This is a genomic window from Candidatus Desulfosporosinus nitrosoreducens (assembly GCF_030954495.1).
In the GTDB taxonomy this organism is placed as follows: domain Bacteria; phylum Bacillota; class Desulfitobacteriia; order Desulfitobacteriales; family Desulfitobacteriaceae; genus Desulfosporosinus; species Desulfosporosinus nitrosoreducens.
This window is the reverse complement of the sequence record NZ_JAVHUW010000051.1, coordinates 145,038-168,175: the sequence shown is the minus strand read 5'-3', so window position 1 is coordinate 168,175 and position 23,138 is coordinate 145,038. Positions and strand designations below refer to the sequence as shown.

General features: G+C 46.8%; 17 protein-coding genes. 15 read left to right on the top strand and 2 right to left on the bottom strand.

Annotated features, from left to right (window positions below; genetic code table 11):
* A partial coding sequence (locus tag REC12_RS12810; protein ID WP_308895010.1) for an ATP-binding protein occupies nt 1-254 on the top strand: 254 nt, incomplete at its 5' end.
* A 295-nt stretch (nt 255-549) separates the two neighbouring features.
* Here the strand turns inward: REC12_RS12810 and REC12_RS12805 are convergent.
* Nucleotides 550-3,786 carry a DEAD/DEAH box helicase gene (locus REC12_RS12805; RefSeq protein ID WP_308895009.1) on the bottom strand — a complete coding sequence of 1,079 codons (3,237 nt, stop codon included), beginning with the start codon at nt 3,784-3,786 and terminating at the stop codon, nt 550-552.
* 89 nt (nt 3,787-3,875) lie between these two features.
* Here REC12_RS12805 and REC12_RS12800 point away from each other — a divergent pair, with 89 nt between their 5' ends.
* Together REC12_RS12800 and REC12_RS12795 are read left to right on the top strand one after the other, a co-directional pair.
* Nucleotides 3,876-5,810, top strand: a complete 1,935-nt coding sequence (locus REC12_RS12800) for an APC family permease (protein ID WP_308895007.1) — start codon at nt 3,876-3,878, stop codon at nt 5,808-5,810.
* A 225-nt stretch (nt 5,811-6,035) separates the two neighbouring features.
* Nucleotides 6,036-6,623, top strand: a complete 588-nt coding sequence (locus tag REC12_RS12795) for a hypothetical protein (RefSeq protein WP_308895005.1) — start codon at nt 6,036-6,038, stop codon at nt 6,621-6,623.
* Between the two features lie 133 nt (nt 6,624-6,756).
* Here REC12_RS12795 and REC12_RS12790 read toward each other — a convergent pair whose 3' ends face one another.
* Nucleotides 6,757-7,893 carry an aldo/keto reductase gene (locus tag REC12_RS12790; protein ID WP_308895003.1) on the bottom strand — a complete coding sequence of 379 codons (1,137 nt, stop codon included), beginning with the start codon at nt 7,891-7,893 and terminating at the stop codon, nt 6,757-6,759.
* Between the two features lie 282 nt (nt 7,894-8,175).
* On the opposite strand from REC12_RS12790, the gene REC12_RS12785 reads away from it, so the two are divergent.
* The 12 genes from REC12_RS12785 (at nt 8,176) to REC12_RS12730 (ending at nt 23,137) form a co-directional block, all read left to right on the top strand.
* On the top strand, nt 8,176-9,564 hold the full coding sequence (locus tag REC12_RS12785; protein WP_308895018.1) for an aspartate kinase: 1,389 nt from the start codon (nt 8,176-8,178) through the stop codon (nt 9,562-9,564).
* A gap of 9 nt (nt 9,565-9,573) precedes the next feature.
* Nucleotides 9,574-10,029: a YbaK/EbsC family protein gene (locus REC12_RS12780; RefSeq protein WP_308895001.1), complete on the top strand. Its 456-nt coding sequence runs from the start codon at nt 9,574-9,576 to the stop codon at nt 10,027-10,029.
* Nucleotides 10,030-10,168: 139 nt separating this feature from the next.
* A complete protein-coding gene (locus REC12_RS12775; protein ID WP_308894998.1) occupies nt 10,169-11,164 on the top strand; it encodes a DMT family transporter in 996 nt (331 codons plus the stop codon).
* 14 nt (nt 11,165-11,178) lie between these two features.
* Nucleotides 11,179-13,359: a DNA topoisomerase III gene (locus tag REC12_RS12770; RefSeq protein WP_308894996.1), complete on the top strand. Its 2,181-nt coding sequence runs from the start codon at nt 11,179-11,181 to the stop codon at nt 13,357-13,359.
* Nucleotides 13,360-13,462: 103 nt separating this feature from the next.
* A complete protein-coding gene (locus REC12_RS12765) occupies nt 13,463-15,055 on the top strand; it encodes a prenyltransferase/squalene oxidase repeat-containing protein (RefSeq protein ID WP_308894994.1) in 1,593 nt (530 codons plus the stop codon).
* A 193-nt stretch (nt 15,056-15,248) separates the two neighbouring features.
* Nucleotides 15,249-16,589 carry an ABC1 kinase family protein gene (locus REC12_RS12760; RefSeq protein ID WP_308894992.1) on the top strand — a complete coding sequence of 447 codons (1,341 nt, stop codon included), beginning with the start codon at nt 15,249-15,251 and terminating at the stop codon, nt 16,587-16,589.
* Nucleotides 16,586-17,539: an ABC transporter ATP-binding protein gene (locus tag REC12_RS12755; protein ID WP_308894988.1), complete on the top strand. Its 954-nt coding sequence runs from the start codon at nt 16,586-16,588 to the stop codon at nt 17,537-17,539. Before REC12_RS12760 ends, REC12_RS12755 begins: the two co-directional genes overlap by 4 nt.
* On the top strand, nt 17,508-18,308 hold the full coding sequence (locus REC12_RS12750; protein WP_308894986.1) for an ABC transporter permease: 801 nt from the start codon (nt 17,508-17,510) through the stop codon (nt 18,306-18,308). The genes REC12_RS12755 and REC12_RS12750 overlap by 32 nt, the downstream gene beginning before the upstream one ends.
* 41 nt (nt 18,309-18,349) lie before the next feature.
* Nucleotides 18,350-19,384, top strand: coding sequence for a class I SAM-dependent methyltransferase (locus REC12_RS12745; RefSeq protein ID WP_308894984.1), 1,035 nt, complete (start codon nt 18,350-18,352; stop codon nt 19,382-19,384).
* A gap of 18 nt (nt 19,385-19,402) precedes the next feature.
* Nucleotides 19,403-20,212: an ABC transporter permease subunit gene (locus tag REC12_RS12740; protein ID WP_308894982.1), complete on the top strand. Its 810-nt coding sequence runs from the start codon at nt 19,403-19,405 to the stop codon at nt 20,210-20,212.
* Nucleotides 20,213-20,798: 586 nt separating this feature from the next.
* Complete coding sequence (locus REC12_RS12735) at nt 20,799-21,959, top strand: branched-chain amino acid ABC transporter substrate-binding protein (protein WP_308894981.1); 1,161 nt, start codon at nt 20,799-20,801, stop codon at nt 21,957-21,959.
* A 257-nt stretch (nt 21,960-22,216) separates the two neighbouring features.
* Nucleotides 22,217-23,137, top strand: a complete 921-nt coding sequence (locus REC12_RS12730) for a branched-chain amino acid ABC transporter permease (protein WP_308894979.1) — start codon at nt 22,217-22,219, stop codon at nt 23,135-23,137.
* The last annotated feature ends 1 nt before the right edge of the window (nt 23,138 follow it).

Here is a 23,138-nt window from a genome sequence, read left to right as displayed (position 1 = left end):
GGAATGGTCTGGAGGTAACCCCGGAAGGCGGTAAAGTTGTCATAGGCACCTTTTTAAAAGCTGACAGCGTCGTCTTGACGATAAAAGATCAAGGACCGGGAATTCCCCCGGAAATCCAGGAAAAGATAGGAACTCCGTTCTGTACTACCAAAGAGACCGGTACCGGCCTCGGTTTAGCAATCTCTACCGGGATTGCCCAGAGTCACAAAGCTGCCTTTGTGTTTACGTCCGGCGACCAGGGCACCGTTTTCTAAGTAACTTTTCCTTTACACCCAAAATAAATTTATTAAATTATATAGATCGTGAGTAAATATTACCTTACCTATCGACCATGTGTTTGATTTTATTGGGGTATGATTTCATTGGGATGGATGAAATCCGGCCGGGCTTGTCCCAAGAATCTTACGCGCGTAAGATTCTTGGGACAAGCCGGGGACAAGGCTCTCATACTTTCTCAGAATTGCTCAGATTCTGATGGGGATATTGGGCGGAAAAATGGTAAGGTTCCGGTCGCTTACTGGGAAAGGGGGGGTGATTAGCAAATCTTAATTACGTTAAATCGAAAAGGTCTCTCAGTTCCTCTTCGGATAATTTAGAAAGAAAGGTTTCTCCCGGTTGAATGACCGAATCGACGAGAGCCTTTTTCTTTGCTTGTAAAGCATTAATTTTTTCTTCAATCGTGCCTTGGGCGATAAGTCTGATCACTTGAACGGCATTTTTTTGACCGATGCGGTGAGCTCTGTCGGTGGCTTGATCTTCCACTGCCGGGTTCCACCAGGGGTCATAGTGGATAACCATGTCGGCTCCAATTAAATTAAGTCCTGTTCCTCCCGCTTTTAAGGATATTAAGAAAACTTGCCCCGTTCCGGCATTGAAGGAATTGGACATTTTCAGGCGGTCGGCCGCTTTGGTTGTACCCGAGAGATAGAAGTGGTCTATTTTCTGTGCGGTTAGAAAGCTTTGAACGATATCGAGCATGGTTGTGAATTGGGAAAAGAGAAGGACGCGGTGCCCACTGTCTAAAGCTTCGGCGAGAATTTCCTGCAACAGGAGCATTTTCCCGCTTTCACCTGAATAATCGTCGATAAACATTGCGGGATGACCGCATATTTGCCGGAGTCTCGTCAGTGCCGCGAGGATTTTAATGTGGCTTTTGTTGAAGCCGGCAGTGGCCAGCTCTTGTGCTATCTGGCCTTTGGTTTCCTGCAAGTAGGCCAGATATAATTTTTTCTGAGGTTCGGTTAAAGGAGCGTAGAGCTGGGTTTCGATTTTATCCGGTAGTTCCTGCAGGACATCTTTTTTGAGGCGCCGCAAAATAAAGGGATTGACATGCCGGCTTAATTCTTTGAGCGAGGAGTTTTCGCCTTTGGCGATAGGTATTTCAAATTTTTTGCGAAATTCCTGAAAGGTGTGGAGATAACCCGGCATGATGAAGTTGAAGAGAGACCAGAGCTCAGAAAGGGAATTCTCAATAGGGGTTCCTGTTAAGGCAAAATATCCTTTGGCCTGAATTTGCTGCGCAGACTTGGCGTTTAGGGTCTGCGGGTTTTTCGTATGTTGGGCCTCATCAAGGAAGCAGTAAGAGAAGGTGAAATTGGTTAAGTTATCAATTTCACGCCGGATGATGGGGTAAGAGATTACCACGAGATCCCATTGCTCCAGACTTTCTATTTGGCTTTGTCTTTCTTGCGGAGTCCCGTCAACGACCAGGACTCTTAAAGAAGGGGCAAATTTTTGGGCTTCCGCCTGCCAGTTATAGAGTAATGAGGTTGGGGCAATGACGAGGGCCGGAGCAGTGGAGTCCTTTTTTGCGGATAAAATAAAGGCCAGAACTTGCAGTGTTTTGCCCAATCCCATATCGTCAGCCAGGATACCGCCCAAACCGTAAGACGCCAGAGTCTTTAACCATTGGAACCCTGTTTTCTGGTAATCTCTCAAAACAAGGCTCACTTCGCCGGGAAGTTCGTACTCGCCATCTTGCGGTTCAAGGATACTTTGGACGAGTTGTTTAAAGGCTTTGTTGCGCTGTATGCCTGGCAGATTCGTATCCCGGAGAAAGCTGTCAAGATACAAAGCCCGGTATTTAGGCAGGTTGATTAATGTTTGATCAAAATCATTGATATCCAGGTTTAAATTATCCAGGAGCTGAACCATAGAGGTCAGCTCAGGTTGGTTTAAATCAAGAAAGGAACCATCGCGGAGGCGGTGGTATTTTTTTTTGATTTGCAGAGAATGGAAAATATCGGCTAATTCGCCTGGATCAATATCATTATATAGGAAGGAGATTTCCAGGATGTCCAGGCTTTCATCTAAGCGGACTTGTCCGGAAAAGGCCGGTGCCAAGCGGATTTTAAGCTTGAATTGATCAGAATAGTATATTTCTGCCAGGTCTTGAAGCTGAGGCAGCCCTTTGGCGGCAAATTCAAAGACTTTATCGTCATCATCGAGGTAAATGGTGCCTTTAGAGACAAGAAAGTCCGCCTGCTCAAAGATGCCGAGGATTTTCCGTTCTTGAGTGACCGAACGAATGAGGATTGAATCGTCAGGGGCTTGAGGGTCACTTTCCCGGTTGGCGGAGAAAGGGTTAATCACCACATTTCCATAATGGAACTCTAAGCGGGCTGTGATAGCGGTACCGTCTCCCCGGTCAAAGTAGATTTTAGTCTCTAAAGCTTCCTGACTGAATTTGTCTTCCAGAATTGGGTCGATAGAGATTGTGCCGAGTTTTTCGATCAAAGGCAATGCCTCAGAGGCAAACAACTCTTTCTGAGTGGCGGGAATGACTAAGTCGTTTCTCAATTCTTTATTAAGGCTGCTTAAAAGAGAAGGAAGAAAATCTTTCTGGAAGGAAGATGCTTGATAAATTGTTTGATGGTACAGGTAATAGTAACCGTCCGAGGTCAATTGCAGGGGGATTTCCGCTGATTCCAGACTTAAGGCCAGGTCCTGTTCCTGAGAATGAAGGGAAAATTCGAGCGGCAGTTCCCGGCGGATAATACGGATGTTTTGTGGCTTAGAAGTATTTACTTTACAGAGAAATTCTTTATTGCCCAGGGAATCCAGGAATTTGCTCAGATAGTAGCCGGATAAAGGCAGGGATTTTTGGCTGAATAGGTTCGAGCTGTAAAAAGATCCCTGCATTTCGATGAGGGAAGCCTGTTGGTCATACATTTCCGTTAACATAGAGATTATTTCCTGGTCTTCCCGGCTAAACGCTTGCCTCGCCGGTTCCAAGGCGAATTGTTTGCCAAATTCCAGAGGCTGTCCTGTCTTGAGCGAGTTGAGAAGCTGCCCAATGTCTTTGACGACATAAAGGCGCTGGAGACCTAATTTGAATTGTGCCTGCGCAGATACCCGGTATGATGTTGTAATGCCGAGTTCGACATTCAACGCCAATTCTTCAAACTGGTGGACATCCTGGCGTTGGTTGGAGAAGGTTTGCAGGAGTTTTTCAACGATCCGGTTTTGAGTTGAAGGGTTTGTCCACGTTGCCGATTTTTGTTGAACGGTTTTCAGGACCGCAATCACATGCTTGCAGGCCCCCGGATATTCGGCAAAAGCCGGACAAGTACAGCGATAGGAGCGCAACGAGCCCTCGCTTGCAAAGGCAAGCTGTACGTCGTAACGTAAACCGCCAATGACGGAAGCGCTGACGATACCTTTGCTCGGTGTTACGCTTAAATTTCGCACTCGGTTCGTTAAGAAATAGGAAACTCCTTTTCTATAAACGTGGTCATTGTCAGATAAGTCCTTGATTTGTTGTTCAGAGATAGAAAATTTAGGCATGAAATTACTCCTTTGGCGGCATAATGCAGTATGAGAAATTTATTTGAAGATGTGAATTCTTCTATCAAGGGAGAGAGGACAGTTTTTAGATGGTAAATAACAATAGATTGTTATGGTTAAGATTACGCACTGCCATTTTTGGCCATCCCTTAGCTACGCGAAACGCTGAGGAAACCAAATTGGGCGTTAGCGGAGGAATCCCGGTTTTTGGCTCAGACATTATCTCTTCTCAGGGGTATGCTCCGGACGAGATATTATACGTCCTTTTACTTGTCGGATCGTTAGGCTACGCTTATATTCTAAAGGTTTCCTTTACCATTGTTGTGCTGGTCATTAGTATTTTTCTTGTTTACCGCAAGGCAATTCAAAAATATTCCGAAGGCGGAGGGTCCTATACCATTGCTAAAGCTTATCTTGGCGAAAACTTTGGCCTTATTGCCGGAGCCAGTCTGACTCTGGATTATGTACTGACGGTTGCGGTCAGTGTCAGTTCGGCGATAGAGAACCTGACGGGAATTTTTTCCTGGCTGGCCCCAACGGATCATAAAGTTTTAGCGGATTGTCTTGTTATCGTATTTATGGCCTGGGTCAATTTGCGCGGTTTAAAAGAATCTGCCCGGCTGTTTGCCATTCCGGTTTACCTTTATATTTTAACATTAGGACTTCTAATTGGAACCGGTGTGATTGAGATTTTTGTGCACGGGGTGACTCCTGCGGCAGTAGCAACAGAAAATTCGGCGCTATCTTCGGCAAGCGGGATGACCTGGTTTATTTTTGCCCGGGCCTTCGCCGGCGGGACGACGGCTTTAACAGGATTTGAAGCAGTGAGCAATGGAGTAACTGCGTTCAAAAACCCCGCTCAGAAACGGGCCGTTCACACTTTATTTGTTCTTGCCGCTATAGTTTCAGTCGGATTAATAGGTTTAACCTATTTAGCGGGTGCCTATCACTTAGTTCCCTCAGAGGGAAATACCGTCTTAAACCAGTTAGGTTTAATTGTTTTCGGAAAAACCTTGCCCTATTTTGTGCTCATGGGGACCGCCGCTGCCATTCTCATTATTGCTTCCAGCACACCCTATGCCGGACTGCCGATTCTCTTGGGTTTAATGGCGCGAGACGGATACACACCAAGGTATTTTAAAAATTTAGGAGATCGCTTGGTTTACAGTGTAGGGATTTGGACGTTGTTTTTTGTTTCCTGCGTGCTGATTATTATTTTTCATGGGGATACCCATACGATGCTTCCTCTCTACGCTATTGGCGTGTTTATCTCTTTTAGTTTAACAGGCGCGGGCTTGGCTAAAAATACCTGGCAAGAAAAAGGTCCTAAGTGGAAGTCTGATTTTGCGATTTTTTGCTTTGGCGGTATTGTCTCATTTCTGGTTTTACTTGTTTTCATCACCACAAAGTTTACCCAAGGTGCCTGGATTATCCTGATAATTATGCCCTTCCTTGTTTTGCTGTTTCGGCGTATTCGCTTTATCTATAAAAGTGAAGTTCAAGAGGTTGAGGTTACTGAAGAAGATACGAAAGTCTTTCACAACTACGTGACTAAAGTGAAACGGCGGAGGGCGCACGTAGAATTGGCGGATTATAAAAATAAAATAATTATTCCCGTTTATGACCTCAACTTAATTGTCTTGAAAACTTTAAAATATGCCTATGCCTTAACTCCTCAAGTTACAGCCGTTCATATAGCTTCCGACCCGGGCCGCACGGCAAAGCTTCTCAAACACTGGGCGGAGCACCACATAGAAATTCCCCTGGAAATTGTTGAGTCTCCTTACCGCGCCACAGTCCATGACTTTTTGAATTATATTGACAAAGTCGAGAGAAAGGGAAATTTCGAAACAATAACCGTAGCAATTCCGGAATACGTTCCTGAAAAATTACGGCATAATATTCTTCATAATCAGACGGGACAATTAATGAAACTCATGTTGCTCTTTCGCAAGAACATTTTAGTAACAAGTGTCCCCTATCATCCGGAGGAGAGAGTAGATTGCCCGGAAAAGACCGTTTAAGGATTTTGCCATGCACCTGGCGCGAAAATGTGTTTTGGGCACAAACTAAGTTTTCTTTAGGCAGATTGCTCGAATATTCAATTTGTGCGGAAAATAGAGCTGCTTTTTAGTATATCCTGATAAATCGTCGGGATAATGTCTGCCCCCCGGTTGCAGGATTAACGGAGGCATATGTAGAAAGGAGATAGACAAGCTAGAATATGAAGCTTTGGGGGGAGATGTGCTATGCTTATCACTTGTGACAACAATATGCAAATGGGCTATATTTACTTGATGCCCACTGAGACAACTGTTGAGTATACCCTCGAGGAAAGCGATATTGGACTTTATTACGACCTCGAAAGCCTCAGTATCCCAAGAATTAAATGGCTGGGCATGGGCCAGGTTTTGAGTAAAATGCGTTTGGCGGTGAAGACCTACCGGGAAGCCGTTAACAATGTGTTTCACTGCGAATACTGGAATGACCTCGATGGAGAGGGCTATATGATGGGAATTGAGCTCTACCTGACAGAGGAAATACTCTTGCCTCTCGTGGCTCATCAGGCCTTTAAACTTTACGATGTGCGCTGGCGGAACCAAGATTTTAGAGTGCTTACCCTGGAAGCCTATCTGGATGTTTTAGATAAGAACAACGTGATTTATCCCTTGACCTCCCAAAAGGATGCCTTTGTAATTCTTTCCATTGATCCCGTTTCCAAGGTAGCCAGAGTTATGGCGCTGATCTCAGCCCGGGATGACCTTTACCCGGTCGATTATCTGCAAAAGCCATTGTTTATGCTGGCTAATTCCAGCCGCTACTATAATAGAGAATAATAAGGTCTTTGCCTTTAGCGGTTCTGAGGATAACTTAAAAGGATATAAATAATAGGGTTTTAACAGGCTTTTTCTAAATAAGTCTTGTTAAAACCCTATTATTTTAAGGCGGCTATGGATTAATTACTAGGGACTATTGGTCAAAGGCTTTTTGGATTTCTTTTAAATGCTCCCGAATAGGAAGCTGCTGGGGACAAGCTTCTTCACAAGCGCCGCATTCGCTGCAGGCCGAGGCTTTGCTTTCCGGTGTAAAGAAGGTGTTGTAGGCGAAACGGGAGGAGCCAAAGTCGTCATAAATGTGGGCGTCATTATAGAGTGCGAAATTACCGGGTATGTTTACGCCGGAAGGGCAGGGCTGACAATAACCGCAGGCTGTACAGTCAACCTTGTTCAAGGATAAATATTGTTTTTTCACCTCGTCGATCAAAGCCAGTTCCTGCTCTGTTAAGGTGTTAGGTTCGGCGACGTTGGCCAAGCGCAAATTTTCAGCAACCTGTTCTTTGGTGCCCATCCCGCTTAAAAGCAAAGAGACCTCCGGATGGTTCCAGACCCAGCGCAAAGCCCACTCGGCCGGGGAGCGTTTGACAGCGGCTTTATCCCAAAGTTTAAGTATGGAAGGCGGGGGATTTTTGACCAGCTTTCCGCCTTTGAGCGGTTCCATGATGACGACGGCCAGGCCTTTTTCAGCGGCATAGCGCAAGCCCTTGGTGCCGGCTTGAAATTCCGTGTCCATATAATTATATTGAATTTGGCAGAAAGTCCAGGGATAAGCGTCAACAATTTCCTGAAAAACAGGGTACTTATCGTGAAATGAGAAACCTGCATAGTTAATTCGGCCATCGGCCAGAGCCTTTTCCAGAAAACGTTCATAGTTAAGACTTTTGACCCTGTCCCAGGTGGCTTTGCTTAGTCCGTGCAGGAGGTAGAAATCGATGTGGTCTGTCTGGAGTTTTGCCAGTTGTTCATCCAGGAAGCGGTCAAAGTCGGCAAAGCTTTGGCAGCGGGAAACCGGGAGCTTCGTAGCCAGTTTAACCTTTGCGCGATAGCCGTCCTGTAAAGCTTTGCCGACGAGAATTTCACTTTGGCCTTGGTGGTAGGGAAAAGCGGTATCAAGGTAGTTTACCCCGTTATCAATGGCCTGGCGGATTAAAGAGATGGCTTCCGGTTCGTTGATTTTACTGGGATCTCCGTCTAGGATAGGAAGGCGCATACAGCCAAATCCCAGAATTGAAGTTTGAAAATCCAAACGACCAAATTTTCGGTAATGCATATCCTGGCATCCTTTCTCTTTGTCTTTATTTTAGAAGGTAAAATAATAGTATCAGCGTTATCGTATACTCTTGAGAGTGACAATGCAAGTCCGCAAGGGTTAATTTTCAAGCTTAAGGATTTGCTGACTAAGTTCATAAAATTGGAGGGATAGTTCTTAAAGGGTGGACAATTGTAGCTGATAGATGTATAACTAAGATACATGTGTTTTAGCCGATCCGGTCTCAGGAATGGTTGGCATTAATTGTAGAAGTAATAAATGAAGAGGGGTTCTGTGTTAACTATGCTAACGGTGGAAAAAATCGGTGGTACGTCCATGTCCCAATTCCAGAATGTGCTTAAGGATATTATCGGTTATCCGGACTCTGAAAGCTTTCGTTACGGCAGAGTCTTTGTAGTCTCTGCCTATGCCGGCGTGACAAATTGGCTGCTGGAGGATAAAAAAACAAAAGCCCCTGGAGTTTATCAGCATTTCATTAAAGGAGAAAACTATGAGTCCTCGATAGAGCAATTATTAGAGAGGGCGCTTCAGATTAACGAGTCTTTTGTGGAGATTGGTTTAGATTACCAGGTTTGCCGCGATTTTATACTGGAACGGGTTAATCAAACCAAAGCCTATCTGAGCAGCATGGAAGACATCATTGCTTCGGGCTACGTTGAAAGGGCGAGCATTTTCTCAGCCGCCAGGGAATTACTGGCCTCCATCGGAGAGGCCCACTCGGCCTTTAATACGGTAAATATTCTGCGGAATCAGGGAATTCGCGCCGAACTGGTAGACTTGACGGGTTTTCGCGATCCTAAACAGCTTTCTATCAGCGACCGCATTGAGAGGACCTTCAAAAACGTCAATCCTTATGAGGCAATTATTGTAGCCACAGGTTACACTAAAGGGACCGAAGGAATCATGAGGGAATATGAGCGCGGCTACTCGGAAATTACCTTCTCCAAAATTGCTACCCATCTGCACGCAGATGAGGCGATTATTCACAAAGAGTTTCACTTGTCCTCCGCCGACCCCAAAATCGTCGGGGTGGAGAAAGCGATCCCTGTGGGCAGGACAAATTACGATGTGGCGGACCAGCTTGCGGATATTGGCATGGAGGCTATTCATCCCAATGCTTCCAAACCTTTGGAAATGGCCGGGATAAACCTGCGCATCAAAAATACCTTTGAACCCAGCCACCCCGGGACTGTTATCTCCCAAGATTATATCGGTCCCAGGGCCAGAATAGAAATTATCGCCGGCTCGGACAAAATTGTGGTTTTAGAGATTCACGATACCTTAATGGTTGGAGAAACAGGTTTTGACTATGAAATTATGAAAAAGTTCAAAGAACACAACATCAGCTATATAACCAAGGCAACCAATGCCAACAGTATTTCCTTGGTAATCTGGGAAGCAGATTTGAATGACCAATTGGTTGCGGAACTGGAAGCGAGTTATCAAACGGTAACGGTTCAAGCAGCGGCTGTCGTCTGTGTCATTGGCTCCAATATTGCGATGCCGAGGATTCTTGCCCGGGCAGCTTATGCTTTGGCCAAAAATGATATCAATATCAAATGTGTTTCACAATCCCTGCGTCAAGTGAACATGCAATTTGTCATTGACCGCAAAATGTATGCCAAGGCGATTATTTGCCTCAATGAAGATCTGTGCGTTGCGGAATATTAGGAGGAAGCTATGTCGGTTGAAGTTGTCAAGCAGTTTTTGCAAGCAAAGAATCGAGAGATGGAGATTTTAACCTTTGAAGATACCAGCACTGTTGCCAAGGCGGCTGAGTCTTTGCAGGTGACTCCCGGAGAAATTGCCAAGTCATTGCTCTTTAAAGTAAAAGATAATTTTGTTATGATTTTGATGGCCGGAGATAAGCGTTTGGACAACAGAAAATTCAAGGATATTTTCGAAGGGAAGGCCAAAATGCCTGAGGCCGAGGAAGTCGTGGCCGTAACCGGCCATCCTGTGGGCGGGGTTTGTCCTTTTGGCTTAAAACAGCCCTTGCCCGTCTATCTGGATTATTCCCTGCAAGCCTATACCCATGTCTTCCCCGCGGCCGGAGAGCCCAATACAGCTCTGAAATTAACCGTCGCTGCTTTGCAGGAATTAACCAATGGTCAATGGATTGATGTCGTTCAATAGAGGAAATCCGTTAAAATTATTTGGTGTTTGGGGAAGGAACCTTATTGGGGTTCTTTCTTTTTGTATATTTGACCACTCTGCCAAGAAGCATTAATATGAAAAGCAGACAAAGGATATCTTATCGAAAGGACAAAACTATATGGATCTAAGGACTCAGAAAAAAGACTCAAGCCCTCAAAATTATTTGCAGCGCAAATACCTTGTCATTCCTATTGCACTTTTTTGTGCGATCCTCTGGGGGAGCGCTTTTCCCGTATTGAAAATCAGCTATGAGGAGCTGAGAATCGCGGCTGATGATCAGTCGGCAATTATTGTCCTGGCGGGAATGAGGTTTCTTCTCGCCGGCTTATTGCTTTTTATGCTGCTGGTCTTAGGGGTTCGGCGTTCGCCAAAGGTCAGCTGGAAGGTTTTTGGCCAGCTCTTTCTCTTAGGTTTGCTGCAAATTAGTTTGCAATATTACTTCTTTTATAATGGTTTAGCGCATACTTCAGGGATGAAAGGAGCCATTCTATCTTCGGCGAGCATTTTCTTTGTGGTTATTTTAGCCCACTTTGTCTACACGGATGACCGGCTGGACTGGCGCAAAATCATCGGCCTTATCGCCGGCTTTGCCGGGATTGTTGTCATTAATTCAGGCCAGAATTTTACCCTGGATTTTTCCTGGCAGGGCGAGGGGTATATGATTTTGTCCGGTCTTGCCAATGCTCTGGGGACCATCTGGGCCAAAGGTATTTCCAAGAAGATTCATCCGTTTGTGATGACGGCCTGGCAAATGCTCTTGGGATCGCTGCTTTTGATTGCCGTTGGGCTGCCCGGATTAAGGCCGGGGACGATGATCTTTACTCATAAAGCCCTGCTTCTCCTTGTATATTCGGGCTTCCTTTCGGCAACCGCTTTCTCTTTATGGTATGCTATTTTAAAATACAATAAAGCCGGGGAAATTAGTGTCTACAAATTTATGACTCCTGTCTCCGGCGCTTTTTTAGCTGTGCTCTTTATTCCGGGGGAGAGTTTAACTCGAAATATGTTTATAGCTTTGGTGCTTGTGGCAATTGGTGTCATTGTGGTTAACTATCAGGCCCGGGGTTCCAAGAATCCTGCAGCGAAACCTCAAGATGCGGGAGATAATCATTGAGATAGGAGTAGGACATGGGAAAAACATTAGTTTTAACTGAAAAACCGTCGGTTGGCCGCGAAGTGGCCAGGATTTTGAATTGCTCTCAGAAGGGAAACGGGTGTTTTATAGGATCGAAATACATTGTGGCTTGGGCTTTAGGGCATTTGGTAACGTTAGCGGACCCTGAAGTGTACGACGCCAATTATAAGACCTGGAGAGCTGAAGATTTGCCGATGCTGCCTTCCCAAATGGAATTAGTGGTCATTAAAGAGACCGCCAAGCAATTTGGGGTTGTCAAGAATTTAATGAAGAATCCAGAGGTGGATGAGCTGATCATTGCGACGGATGCGGGTCGTGAAGGTGAGTTAGTCGCCCGCTGGATTATTAAAAAAGTAGGCTGGCGCAAACCGATTAAACGCCTGTGGATTTCCTCTCTCACTGAGCGGGCGATCAGGGAGGGCTTCAGTCATTTGCGGCCCGGGAAAGACTTTGAAGCGCTCTATTCCGCCGCGGAGTGCCGTGCCGAGGCCGATTGGCTGGTGGGTTTGAACGTGACGCGGGCTCTGACTTGCAAGTTCAATGCGCAGCTTTCCGCCGGCCGGGTGCAAACCCCCACTTTGGCTATGGTTGTTGAGCGGGAAAAGGAAATTAAGGAATTTGTTCCGCAAAGTTTTTGGACGGTGGTTGCTGCAACAGCGTCCTTCGTCCTTCAGTGGCAGGATAAAAACGGGCAGGCTCGAATTTTTGCCAAAACGAAAGCGGATGACATTTTGGCTAAAGTAACGGGGCAGCCCGGAGAAATTGTGGATCTGAAAAAAGAGGCCAGAAAGGAACCGCCTCCCTTAGCTTATGATCTGACGGAATTGCAGCGGGACGCCAATCGCAAATACGGTTTTTCGGCGAAGACAACCTCCAACATTATGCAGCAGCTTTATGAAAATCATAAGGTCGTGACTTATCCGCGCACTGATTCACGCTATATCAGCGAGGATATTGTGCCGACCCTTCCCGAACGGCTTAAAACTGTGGCTCAAGGTCCCTATGCGGAGCTGGCCCGGACGATTCTCAGAACCAAGCCTAAGGTTAGCAAACGTTTTGTGGACAACTCCAAAGTCTCGGATCACCACGCGATTATACCTACGGAACAACCTGCTATGCTGGCCAGGCTCAGTTCAGATGAGCTCAAGATTTACGATTTAATTGTGCGGAGGTTTTTGGCGGTCCTCTTGCCGGCCTTTGAATTTCAGCAAACGACGGTTAAAGTGAGAATCAATGGTGAGATTTTTACAACGAAAGGAAAAATTGTCCTGGGGCAAGGCTGGAAAAAGGCTTATTCAGGTTCTTTTTCAGATATGGAGACTGACCCTGAAGAAGCGGAGGAAAGTATTCAATCCTTGCCGGAGATCAATCTGGGGGATAAACTGAACGGTTTGTCGTTTAAGCTGGAGACTGGTAAAACGAAACCGCCGGCCAGGCATACGGAGGCAACCTTGCTTTCCGCTATGGAGCATCCCGGCAAACTGATTGAAGACCGGCATTTGCGGGACGTGATGGATCAAAGTCACGGTTTGGGGACTCCGGCAACCCGTGCCGAGATCATCGAGAAGCTGTTTAATTCATTCTATATGCACCGCCAGGGCAAAGAGATCGTTCCCACGTCGAAGGGGATTCAACTAATCAGTCTCGTGCCCGGCGAACTTAAGTCCCCTGAATTAACCGCTCAATGGGAGCAGCAATTGAGCGAGATAAGTAAGGGGCAGGCCAAGCCTCAGGTTTTTTTGCGAGGAATGAGGGAGTATGCGGCTCAACTTGTTTCCACAGTCAGTGACAGTGCTCATACGTTTAAGCATGATAACTTAACAAGAACGAAGTGTCCTAATTGCGGAAAGTTTCTTTTGCAGGTCAAAGGCAAAAAAGGCGAGATGTATGTCTGTCAGGACCGGGAGTGCGGCTACAGAAAAGGGATCTCCCAAATTTCTAATGCCCGCTGCCCGGAATGCCACAAAAAAATGGAGATCCGGGGAGAGGGAGAAAACAAACTGTTTCACTGTACCTGCGGATATCGCGAAAAGCTTTCCGTTTTTAAAAAGCGCAAAGAAAATGAAAAAGGAAGCGTCAATAAAAGAGAAGTCAGTTCTTATTTGCAGCAGCAAAATAAGGAATCCTTGGTTAACACCGCTTTGGCCGATGCTTTGGCGAAACTTAAAAAGTAAAGGTTGTTTAAACTGAGGCAAGAACTGCCTTTGGAACGCTTCTCCGTCCTCCGACATAAATCATATTATGGTGTGCTTTAAATTGGAGGACGGAGACGGTGCTATGGAGCTAAAAAGTGAAGTCAGCGAAAGCCTTGTGAAGGCAAGGGAGTATGTGGTCGAGGGTGTCGAAAGAATCCTGGCAGGAAAGCTGGACGAAATGCATGGGGTATCTCCGAGCCCGGGCGCGTCGGCACTTGCGGCACTAGCATTACTTGCTGTCGGCAGAAGGTTTGAAAGTTCTCAGAGGCGAGGAGTTCAGTGGTTATGGCAAAATCGCCGCGGAGGTTGGGGGAAATTTCCTGGTGACAAACCGGATGAAGAGATCACTAAGATTGTTAATTCGGTTTTACAAGGAAGCGAAGGCGGATGGAGGGCCAAAATCAGACTCTTATCTCAAGCCCGGCAATTTTCGGAAATGATTTTGTCCTTGGGTCAAAGGGTAGTCCCCGGCTTAGAAGGACCTACCCCGGAAGAAATTGTCCTTCCTAATATTCTGGAAAACAGAGTTTTGGCCAAGCTGCCCCTTTATGGGCGGCCTGTTGTTGTAGCGGCTTCGCTCCTTGCCTCGGACTCACCGGAAGGCATTAGGAGAGGAATCCAGTACCTGCTGGAAACTCAAATGCCTGACGGTTCCTGGGCTGAGGACATTGTGGCGACAAGTTTGGGGATTTTGGGGATCATGCGCCGGGGAGGCAATGCGGAGCGAGTGGAAAAGGCCGGACAGTGGCTGGCGGAAAAACAGTATCCCAGCGGCGGGTGGCCGGCCTTCGATCAATTGAAAATATGGGCAATGGGCTGGGCGGTCTGTATTTTTGCTGAAACAATGAAAAGGCCGTCAGACTATCCCTGGCTTCATCAGGCAGCCGTCTGGTTAAAGCAGGGGCAAAACTCAGACGGCAGTTATGGCAGCACTCCGCCACATACTCATCCGGATTTGGACGATACGTCAGTGGCTTTAATTGCTTTGCGTCAAGTCGGGGAGGAGAATTCAGAGGGGATTAAGCTCTTGCGGAGATTACAAAACCCTGAGGGAAGCTGGGGAACGTTCCCCAGCTTCCAAGGGACACCTCCTGCCGTTTCCTCGGAGTTTCCTGTCTATATTCCCAGCGTTGACGTAAGTATTCACGCTCTGGAGGCCTTGTGGCGGCCGGCTCGCTCTCAGGACGGAGCGATTTGGCGGGGATTGAATTGGATCTTGTCTCAGCAGGATGAGCAGGGAGCCTTTCCGGCATCCTGGTTTGAGGGAGGAGTTTACAGTACGGCTCAAGCCGTAGAGCTGCTCAGCAAGTGGAAGATAAGTTGGGATCACTGGACGACGCCGCGCACTATTTTGCTGGCCCGCAGAAAAGGGCTGGAATTTTTAATCAAGGCTCAGAAGGGCGATGGGGGCTGGGGCTCGGTTGTTGAGACAGGCTTAGCTCTATCTGGATTGTGGAGATATGCCAAAGCCGTTCCCGGAGAAGTGCTGGATAAAGGAATAACCAATCTTCTCGCCGCTCAAAATCCGGACGGCTCTTTCAAGCCTTCTTATCGGGGAATCTACGCTAAAGGCTGGAACTATGAGGAACCGTTAACCACTGCTTTGACGGCTATTCGGGCCCTACAGCGGTACCAGACCTTACAGGTGCCCAGGAGATCCTTCTTAAAACTGTAAAATAGCGAAAGACAAAGACATTGACCGAGCTCTTGTAAATGATTATGAGAACTCGGTCTCTTTTTATTTTTTGATTTAAGGAGAAACCGTTTGGCATATGCTGGAATATTATAGAGCATCACTTTTCCTGCCCGCGTAAGAGAATTTGTCTTAGAAAAGTGTTTTGGCAGTCTGAAAAAGGAGCGCGTTTCCTGTGCTTGCAACGATTTTCCGGCATTTCAGCCGGTATCAGGAGATCTTGTCCGTTCTAATGCGCCACGGATTTGGCTTTATTCTTTTGGAAAATATGGGTTCGGGCAATCGAAGAATAACAGAAGCGGGAATGGCTTCTTTAGGCCAGGGCATCCGGCGCGTTTTGGCTGACCTGGGTCCGACGTTTATAAAAATAGGCCAATTCGCCAGCACACGCCCTGACCTTATTCCCGGGCCAATTATCAAAGAATTGGAAAAGCTTCAAGACAGAGTGCCCCAGCTTCCTTTCGAGCTTATACGGCGAACCATTGAACAGGAACTGGGAGCTCCTCTCCAGTCGCTTTTCTCTGATTTTAATCCCTCCCCTTTGGCCGCCGCTTCAATAGGTCAGGTCCATTATGCGCGTTTAAAATCGGGAGAACCCGTCGCGGTCAAAGTACAACGCCCTAACATTGCCGGAATAATTCGCACGGATTTGGAAATCATCGCAGAAATTATCCCTTTACTGGAACGCCGTTTTCCTAAAGTCCAAAACTATTTTCTGTCAGGAATATTGAGAGAGTTTTCGCGCTGGCTGGAAAATGAGCAAGATTATCTCCGCGAGGGAAAAAATGCCGAAACAGTAGCCCAAGGGTTTGTTAAAGATCAGCGGGTTGTTTTTCCGAGTATTTATTGGAGCCATACAACCCGGCGTGTGCTGACCATGTCTTATCTTGAAGGGGTAAAACTTAACGAGCGGGAGAAGGTTTTAGCTCTTTATGACGGCAAAAGAATTGCTGAGCTTCTCAGCCACTCTTTGCTTCTGCAAATTGTAAGAGACGGTGTCTTCCATGGGGACCCGCATCCGGGGAACATTCTCGTTTTGCCCGGAGAGAGAATTGGCTATGTGGACTTCGGCATTGTCGGAACCTTGACTCCGGCTTTGAAAGGCGCTTTGTTTGATTTAATCATGGCCTTGAACCGGCGGGATACCCGGGCCATGGCTAAGGCGCTGCTGCAGCTGGGCTTAACTGCCCGAAATTCAGAGTTGGAGAGTTTGTGTCAGGATCTGGCGGAAATGCAGAGGAAACATTTAGACGTTCCCATCGCTCAAATAGCTCTGCATAACCTGGTGGATGACTGTATGAATTTGGCCTTCCGGCACGATATCGAATTTCCTCCGGAGTTCGTTTTATTGGGAAAATCCCTTTTGACCCTTGAAGGGATCGTTCATGAGCTTGATCCTGGCATGAGTCTGGCCGAATTAGTCAAGCCCTTCCGCAAACGCTTGATTGTAGAGCATTTTGCGCTGAGATCCTGGCTAAAGAAAGTTTTCACGTTGAAGAAGGTGTTAAAACCATGATCGAGGTTAAAGATCTGTCCAAAACCTATATTAGAGCGGGAGCAAAAAGCAAAAAAACGGCGGGGAGCAGCGTTGCCGGGCTGAAGGCGGTGACCTTTCAGGTTCGGGAAGGAGAAGTGTTTGGTCTCTTGGGGCCTAATGGAGCGGGGAAGACAACCGTGATCCGGCACTTAATGGGCTTTATTAAAGCCGATGCCGGCTATGCCAGAATTCATGAATTGGATTGCTGGCACAACTCTAAAGAGGTCAAAGCCTTGGTGGGGTATCTTCCCGGGGAAATGAATTTTCTCAAAGAGATGTCGGGGCTGGAGTTTTTAAATCTTATGGCCGGGATGCACGGGGATAGACCGGTTTTTTTCCAACGCCGTGCCGCTTTAGCGGAAGACTTGGATCTCAATCTCAAACAACCTATCAAAAAAATGTCCAAAGGCATGAAGCAAAAGTTAGGCATCATTAATACTCTGATGTTGGATGCGGAGGTTTTAATTTTGGATGAGCCGACATCAGGTCTTGACCCTCTGATGCAAAAAGTGTTTATCGATTTGGTTCTGGAAGAAAAAAAACGGGGCAAGACAATATTGATATCCTCTCACATGTTTCCGGAAATTGAGCGGACCTGTGATCAGGTAGGAATGATTCGGGCGGGGGAGCTGGTTGCTGTCGAGGAGATTCAAAAGCTCCGTCAGGAACAGCAGCGGACGTTTGAAATTGTGGTAGAAACTCCGGAACAGGCCGAATTTATCTTCCAGAGCGGTTTAAAAGTGTCCAGGGTTCAGGAAAATCAAGTTATCGTGGAAATTCAGGGGGATTTAAACCCGCTCTTAAAAACCTTGGCTCAAGTTCAGGTTAGGGAGTTCACTCAGAAAATGACGGAATTGGAAGAGGCGTTTATGTTTTTTTATGAGAGGGGGGAGGGTTTTGAACAGGGCATTATTCCGGGCCATGTTTAAGAAGCAAGGTAAAAAAACCTTCAATTATGCCCTCGGCCTGACGCTCTATAATCTTCTGCTGATCGGGGTTTTTCCGACTCTATCCCAATCGAAAGGCCTGGCGCAACTCTCCAAGGGCTTACCGAAGCTGGCGCGTGTCTTTAGGGTAACCTCAGATTCCGCGCTCAACCGTTTTGAGTCTTTTGTTGCCAGCCAATGCTTCGGGCAAGTTTGGATACTCGTGATGGGGATTTATACCATAAGTACGGCCAACGAATTAGTCGCTCAACTCGTTTCCGATGGAGGGATGGCCTATCTGCTTTCCTCTCCCGCGGGACGTCTTGATGTCCTGTCAACTCAAATCGCCGTAATCATCAGCGGCCTGGCTTTGATGCTGCTCTTAACGGAGCTGGGGATTTGGGGAGAAAGGAAACTCTTTGCCATCTCTCAGGATGAAGGGAATTATTTTTATTTGGGAGTCTTGGGCTTTGCCTTGTTCCTTGCGGTGGGCTCCTATAGTTTGCTGTTTTCAAGCTTATTCAGCAATGAAGAGCAGGTAATTTTAGCCTCGGCCTGTGTGACCTTTGGCTTCTATGTTCTGGATGTTCTTGCCAGTCTTGACGAGCGCTTTTCAGGGCTTAAAAACTTAACGATCTTTGGCTGGTTCCGCCCTCTTGAGGCCTTGGAGGGAAAGAGGCCTACGGCTCAGACTCTGTTATTATTGGCTCTTTCGGCTGTTTGCCTAAAGCTCTCCGCCTATATTTTTGCGGAAAAAGATCTTTGCGTTTAACTTGTGAAGAAGGTTAAAAAAACCAAGAGGAGTGAGATTACTTGGATGTAAGTATGTTGGCGTTGCTGGCCAAAACTACGAGTTTAATGGAATATTTAGGTTTTCTGTGGGTAGTTCAGACCGGTTTGGAATTGGATCTGTGGACAGAGATGGAAACGGCAAGCAGTTTGCACGAGGTGATGGTTTTACATCCGGGTTGGGATGAAACGCTGCTGGAGCATTGGCTGGAGCAGGCTTATTATCTGGATCTGCTCACTAAGCGGGAAGGCCGCTTCCAAGCGACGAAGCTTGCCAGAGCCATCAACAACTATAAAAACTTAGGCCTGCAAGCGTTATATAAAGAATTGATGGGGCATTGGGCGGCAGGGTTTGCCGAGCTCCCGCGTCTTATCACGAAACAGAGGGAGAAATTGAAGATAGGGTCCGATATGGAGGATGAACTGATTTCTAAAGCTTCCATGGCTTCCGAGCCTTTTGTATGGCCTTTCCTGCGCACGAAATGCCAAAAGGAGCAGTGGCGGAAGGTTCTGGATCTGGGCTGTGGGGAAGGCCGCTATTTAAAAAGGTTGGCCGATGAATTCCCGGAACTTCAGGGAGTGGGTTTAGAGATGAATCCCATTGTTGTTGGCCGGGCCCGGGAGCGGGTTCAGGACTGTGAAGGGAGAGTTCAGATTCTCTGTCAGGACATTTTAGCCCTCGGTGAGCAAGAAAACCCATTTCTCAAGGAATTCGGCCCCTTTGATCTTTGCCTTCTGAACAACAGTATTTACTATTTCAGCCAGGCCCAAAGGATCGAACTGTTAGAAAAAATTAAAGGGCTATTGGTCCCGGGAGGTCAAGTGGGGATCTTGACGGCCGTCCGTCAGGGTGATCCGGTCCGGGTTTTTCGGACTCATCTGCCCCAGAATCTTATGAGTTTCTTTCTAGCCTGCCATCAAGGCTTTGAGGGCCTGCCAACCGAACAGGAGGTTACCTCGGTTCTGCGGCAGACCGGATACAGGGACATCAATATTTCAGTGATGCCTTTGGGAACATCCCACTATTTCTTTGCCGCTCAAGGAGCGGATGAGGGCTAAAACATCGAGGTGACTTTTATGAATGACACCTTATATTGGGCAATGCTCAAACATGAAAGCAAAAAAATTCTGGGCTGTTCGCTGGGGTTGATTTTCTACGAATGGCTTGTAACCTGGGTTTATCCTGTTCTCGTCGAGTCCCCCGTAATAGAAGATATACCCCAAAGTTTTCCCGATCCTGTAAAGCGGGTCTTTGGGGTTTCCACGGGGGAAGAAGTAGATATGTCCTATGAGGCTTATATTTCGGCCCAGCTGTTAGGCCGGTTGTGGACGTTGCTTATTTCTGTTTATGGAATAAGCACATCAAATACTTTAGTGGCGCATATGGTTAAACAAGGTTTCCTGGCCTACCCTTTGTCCTCTCCCCTTTCCCGGTTCGAAATTCTCAATACTCAAATCGGCGTACTTTTAACGGAATTATTTATGGTTACGGGTGCAACGTTGGGGGGATTGTACACGACCACGTCTTTTTTCGGGGTGAAAATTCCCCGCTGGCAATATTTCCGAATGGCAATTTCAGGCTTTGGTTTGGGCGCTGTAGTAGGTGCTTACAGCTTGTTGCTGGGGGTGCTCTTTGATTCGGAGGAAGAGTCCCTGCGTCTGGCTGGTGCTTTAAGCGGTTGTTTCTACGGGCTTGATGTTGTGTCCTGTCTCAGTGAACGATTTTCTAATCTTAAATACTTCACACCCTTTGGCTTGTTCCGGCCTCAGGAAATTTTGCAAGGAAGGATTTTACCCGCGAAAGGGTTCCTTGTCTTAAGCTCCATCTCCGGGACAGCCTTTCTCCTGGCCGGAGCGCTATTTCGGCGGAAGAGTCTGGCTCTCTAAAGGTGCGCCTGGTCCTTCTATATAACACGAGAGATTAGCGGCGAGTATACAATATAATTATTGACAGAGTAAGTACTGGTACTATATTATCATAGTTAAAAAAAGAGTGAATTATTATAAAATATGTACTCGCTTTTATGGTGAAGTTTCAAGATTCGAAATAAAAGCGAAGACAAATAGTTTAATATATGGAAATTTTCTGCCTTCTAAAGAAAAACTAAATTACAAGCATACTTCTCTTTAACGGAGAGTATGGTACAGGTTTATACAAATTTATACGGATAAATGTCTTGTCCTTCTCCAATATACTTTGCTGGTGGCACCGCTCTTTGCGGCGCTTTGCCTTCTATAAGGATTCTCTTACTTCAACATTGAATGTTAGCGCTGTGAACTTTTTACCAAGTTTGAGCATAAAGGTTATTCACTGATTCCTTGGTTAGGTTATTTTGACCGGATCAAAGTGTTATGCAAACCATTTTGTTTAATTTTGGCGATAGTAAGTTGGGTCCGGAACTAGGAGGTGAGGCGTGGGAGGAAAAAGTTGAGGGTGCTACATAGGAAAGGAAATGAGGAGGGGTAATTTAAAATGTCCAAAAAGTTTCTCAGTACACTTGCGGTGACACTTCTTTCCATTTCGGTAATGGTTACAGGATGCGGCTCGCAGTCGGCCGCGTCGGCTCCCGGTACATCGAATACACAAACAGCCGGCAGCGGAGACATTAAAATAGGTGTGCCTTTGCCGATGACCGGTTCTGAGGCTACCTACGGAAAAGATATGGAGAACGCCATTAAAATGGCCGTGGATGAAGTGAATGCCAAGGGCGGTATCAACGGCAAGACTTTAGGGACTATTACCGGTGATGATGCCTGTGATCCGCAACAAGCAACAGCGGCGGCCAATAAGCTGGTTTCCGAAGGGGTCGTGGCCATCGTCGGCGGTTATTGTTCCGGTGCCGTTGTCCCGACACTGACGATTTACAATGAAAAGAATATTCCCTTTATCGTTGAAGCGGCTAATTCATCGAAAATTGCCGAGCAAAATCCCGGCAATACCTTCGAAATTAACGGCACAGCCGTCCACCAGACCCAGAAAGCGGTTGAACTCTTCAAAAAGTTGGGTGCTGCCAAGGTTGCCATTGTCGAACAAGGAGACGCCTATTCCTCCGATTTGGCCAAGCAGACTGAGACAGCCTGGAAAGCAGCCGGAAACACGGTTGTTTCCCATGATGTTACCACGAAGGGAGAGCAGGACTTTTCTTCTTTAGTGACCAGTTTGAAATCCAAAAATGCGGATTTGGTCTTCTGGACGGCCTACTACGCGGATGGGGCCCTGTTGATCAAGCAATTGCGCCAAGGCGGTTATAAAGGTTCAATTGTTGTTGGAGACGGGAGCAGCGATCCCAAACTCATCCAGATGGCCGGTGCCGCAGGTGAAGGCACCTATGTGCTCTCGCCGCCGGTTGCAGATTACCTGCCCGCAGCCAAACAGTTTGCCGATGCTTATAAAGCTAAATACAATCAGACCCCGGGGGCTTATGCTCCGCTGGCCTATGACGGCATTAACCTGCTTGCCGACGCTTTAAAACGGGCTGGAAGCACGGATGGCAAGGCTGTGATCAAAGCCTTGAACGAGACCAATGACTTCCCCGGTTTGGCCGGTAAAGTATCCTTCGCTCCGGATAAAACTTTAAAAGAGAGTAACTTCATCGTACTCCAAATTAAGGGCGGAAAATTCGTTTTGCAATAAGAATAAAGCTGTTTTTAAGGACGACCGGGAAGCTTTCCCAGTCGTCCTTAGACAACCGTAAGAAATTTCCGGAATAAAGCAGACTTGATTCAGGTGGAGTTTTTAACTCCATCTGAATCTTAGTCGCACTTATCCAGGGAATTAGCCGCTCTTAACTCACCGCTTCCGGAAGCGGGAGTCGTAGAGCGAATTAGTCAGCGGATAAAGAGAGAAAGAATTTTTTCTGCTAGCTCAAAGAGGGTGAGGGGTGTTGTGCCATGTCAGTGTTTTATCTCGTAATTCAGCAGCTTGTCAATGGGTTGATTCTGGGTTCCTTTTATAGCCTTGTCGCTCTCGGCTATTCTATGGTTTATGGAATTATTAAGCTCCTCAATTTCGCTCACGGCGATATTTATATGGTGGGGGCGTTTGTCGGCTTCGGAGCTCTTGGTATTTTCGGAAGTATATTAGGTGTCGGTTGGTTGGGAATTACCGTGGCCTTGGTGATCAGCATGGTTCTGGTGGGACTTCTGGGAATGGTGATTCATAGAGTTGCTTATCAACCGCTCTTAAATAAACGGGCACCGCGCATGTCGCTGCTGATTACGGCGGTAGGTGTCTCTTTCACCTTGTTTAACACAGTTATGGTTATGACCAGCGGAGAATATAAAGCTTTTACTACCAGTTTGGGCTATGACGGAATCAGCGTTGGTCCGGTAAATATTACTTATACTCAGATCATTATGGTCGTGGCAACGGCAATTCTGATGCTTTGTTTATACTGGTTCATCAACCGGACTATGTACGGCAAAGCTATGCGCGCGATAGCCCTTGATCAGGACGCCTGCCGTTTGATGGGGATTAATGTCACGAAAACCATCGGCCTGACTTTCTTTGTCGGCTCTGCTTTAGCGGCGGCGGCGGGAGTCATGGCCGGTGTCTATTACGGCAGTATTAATTTTTACATGGGCTTTATCATTGGCTTGAAGGCTTTTACGGCAGCGGTTATCGGCGGCATCGGCAGCATACCGGGGGCTATGCTCGGGGGTCTTATTTTGGGCCTTTTGGAAACTGCCGGAACGCAAATTCCTTTTGTTGGCTCCGCCTGGAAAGACGTTTTTACCTTTGGGATTTTAATCCTGCTGCTGGTTTCCAAACCGACGGGCATTTTAGGTAAAAGCGAGATTGAGAGGATGTAGA